This window comes from Neoroseomonas rubea (genome assembly GCF_016106015.1).
GTDB lineage: Bacteria > Pseudomonadota > Alphaproteobacteria > Acetobacterales > Acetobacteraceae > Neoroseomonas > Neoroseomonas rubea.
In genome coordinates, this window is sequence record NZ_JACADQ010000424.1 from 1 (window position 1) to 3,038 (window position 3,038).

The 3,038-nt window shown below is 71.1% G+C and carries 4 protein-coding genes; all 4 read left to right on the forward strand.

What is annotated here, in order from left to right:
• The coding region (locus tag HW577_RS23050; protein ID WP_198378452.1) for a DVU3141 family protein at window positions 1-357 on the forward strand (357 nt) is incomplete at its 5' end.
• A complete protein-coding gene (locus HW577_RS23055) occupies window positions 354-1,145 on the forward strand; it encodes an ABC transporter permease (protein ID WP_198378453.1) in 792 nt (263 codons plus the stop codon). The genes HW577_RS23050 and HW577_RS23055, both read left to right, overlap by 4 nt.
• 2 nt (window positions 1,146-1,147) lie before the next feature.
• A complete protein-coding gene (locus tag HW577_RS23060) occupies window positions 1,148-1,786 on the forward strand; it encodes an ABC transporter ATP-binding protein (protein ID WP_198378454.1) in 639 nt (212 codons plus the stop codon).
• Window positions 1,755-2,939, forward strand: coding sequence for a KpsE/RkpR family capsule polysaccharide export protein (locus HW577_RS23065; RefSeq protein ID WP_198378455.1), 1,185 nt, complete (start codon window positions 1,755-1,757; stop codon window positions 2,937-2,939). Before HW577_RS23060 ends, HW577_RS23065 begins: the two co-directional genes overlap by 32 nt.
• The last annotated feature ends 99 nt before the right edge of the window (window positions 2,940-3,038 follow it).

Genomic DNA, 3,038 nt, shown 5'->3' on the forward strand with positions numbered 1-3,038 from the left:
ATGCGGCGCGGCGGGCTGGCCCTGGCGCTCGGCGCCGCCCTGCTCGCCGGCTGTGGCGGCAACGGCGCAGCCCCCTCGGCGGGCGCGGCGGTCGGCGCCGTCGTGCCGATCGACGATCCCGTCGTGGCCTTCGCGGCGAACGCCGCCTCTGGCGCCGAGGATACCGTTCGGCTGGCGGGGACGGGCCAGGCGGCGCGGGTGCGGCTCGTGCGCGCCTATGCCGCGGCGAGCGGGCGGGAATGCCGGGAGGTGATGGTCGCCGCCGGCGGCGGGGTGCAGTCCCGCCTGCTGTGCCGCGCCGGCGAGGGTTGGCGGGAGGCGCGGCCGCTGCTGCGCGACGGCACGAGCCGCCCGTGAGTGGCGCCGTCACCCGCACGGGACTGGTCGATGCCGCACGGATGCAGCTGCGCGTGATCGGCGCGCTTGTGATCCGGGAGATGCACACGCGCTTCGGGCGCCAGCGGCTCGGCTACCTCTGGCTCTTCGCTGAGCCGCTGCTGCTCGGCGGCGTGATCGCGCTGCTGCACGGGGCGAGCGGGGGCGAGGGCATTCGCTCGAGCTTCGAGTTCTTTTCGATCGGCTTCATGCTGTTCCAGCTGTTGCGCGGCATCGTCAGCCGCGCGCCGAACACGATCAACGCCAACCAGACCTTGCTGTACCACCGCCAGGTCACGCTGCCGGACCTGTTCTTCGCGCGCCATGCGATCGAGCTCGCCGCGTCGGCCGGCGTCATGGCGCTGTTCGTCGTCGCCGGTATCGCGATGGGCGGCGCGGCGCCGGACCAGCCGGTGAAGATGATCCTCGCGCTCGTGCTCATGCTGCTGCTCGCGCAGGGGATCGCCTTCATGGTCGGCTCGATCACCAGCGAGTTCGAGGCGGCGGGCTACTTCGTGCAGATCGCGACCTTCGGGATCATGCCGATCTGCGGCCTGATGTTCATGGTGGAATGGCTGCCGCCCGACTGGCAGGAGGTGGCGCTCTGGATGCCGACCGTCCATCTCTTCGAACTGATGCGGGACGGACAGTTCGGCGAGCAGTTCCGGACCTTCTACGACCTGTCCTACATCGGTTGGTGGATCATCGGCCCGCATCTGCTGGGCCTCGCCGGCCTGCGGATCGCGCGCGCGCGGGTCGGGCTCGAGTGACCATGGGCCTGCAGCTGATCGACGTGCACAAGTCCTACCCGATGCGCGACGGGCGCAAGCGCGTGCTGCGCGGCATCGACGCGACCTTCCGGCGCGGCGAACGCGTCGGCATCCTCGGGCGGAACGGATCGGGCAAGTCGACGCTGGTGCGCATCCTCGGCGGCATCGAGGTACCGACCCGCGGCACGATCCGCAGGTCCATGTCCGTCTCCTGGCCAATCGGCATGGCGGCGGGCTTCCACGGCGCGCTGTCCGGCGCGGACAACACCCGCTTCATCGCGCGCATCTACGACCGCCCGGTGCGGGAGACGGTCGACTTCGTCGAATCCTTCGCCGAGCTGGGCGACTACCTGCGCATGCCGGTGAACACCTATTCCGCCGGTATGCGCTCGCGCCTCGGCCTCGCCATCTCGCTTGCCATCGACTTCGACTGCTTCCTGGTCGACGAGGCGCTGGCGGTCGGCGACACGCGCTTCGGCCGCGCCTTCGGCGCGCGGCTTGCCCGCGCGGGACTGATCATCGTCACCCACCAGCCTTCGCTCGTGCGGCAATTGTGCACGCGCGCGGCGGTCCTGGCGGACGGCACCCTCACATTCTTCGATGACATCGATGAAGCTCTCGCCACCTACAACAGCCTTTGAACCGGCGGGCGAGGAGCCCGCCTGGACGCCGGCGCCGCCGCCGCGACGGCGACGACCCTGGCCGATCCGGCTGCTGCGCCACCCCTTCGCCTGGCTGGTGCTGCTGCCGACGGTGCTCGCCATCGTCTACTTCTACCTGGTGGCGGCGCCGCAATATGTCAGCGAGGCGCGCTTCGTCGTCCGATCGCGCGCCGAGGCGCCGCAGCCAAGCCTCGGCAACATGATCTCCGCCGCGGTCGGCGGCGCGGGCGGCCTGTCCACGGCTGCGGAAGCGCACAGCGTGCGCGACTTCCTGCTCTCCCATGACGCCGTCGCGCGCGCGCAGGACAAGATCGACCTGATCGCCATCTGGCAACGGACGGAAGCGGACCTGCTCGCCCGCCTGCGACACGAGGAGCCGGAACGGCTGACGAAGTACTACAATGGCATGGTCACCGCGCAGCTCGACGGCCTGACGGGCCTGCTGACGCTGCGCGCCCGCGCCTTCCGCCCCGAGGATGCGCGCGCCATCGCCACGACGCTCATCGAGCTGTCCGAATCCCTGGTCAACCGCCTGTCAGAGCGCGCGCGGGAGGATTCGCTGCGCGTGGCACGGGAGGAAGTAGCGATCGCCGAACGGCGCGTGCTCGAAAGTCGCGCGGCGCTTACCCGCTTCCGCGAGGAACAGCAGGATCTAGACAGCGCGGGATCGGTGCAGGCGGCGGTCGCGACCATCGGCGGGCTCGAGACCGCGCTGGCCGCGGTCCAGGCCGAATTGCGGGAACGCATGGCCTTCATGCGACCGGACAATCCCGCGCTGCAGGTCACCCGCAACCGCGTCGCCGCGCTGGAACGCCAGATCGAGGCCGAGCGCAGCCGCCGCACCCAGGGCGGCGGCGCACTCGCGCAGCAGCTCGCGGGGTTCGAGCGGCTGATGCTCGAGCGCGACTTCGCCGACCGCCAACTCGCCTCGGCGACCGCGAGCCTCGAAGGCGCGCGCATGGAGGCGCAGCGGCAGCAGATGTACCTCGCGCGCGTCGTCGAACCGAACCTCGCGGTCTATCCCCTCTATCCCCGGAAACTCATCAGTGTCGGCAGCATCTTCCTCGGCCTCTCGGTCGCCTTCGGCATCGGCTGGCTTCTTGTCGCGGGCATGCGCGAACATGCGGCGTAGCGCGGCGCGCGCGTCGCTCGCCGCGCTGCTCCTCATCGGCGGCATGGCGGCCGCGCTGGCGCAGGGCACGCCCACGGCGCCGCGGCGTCCGGCCGGGGT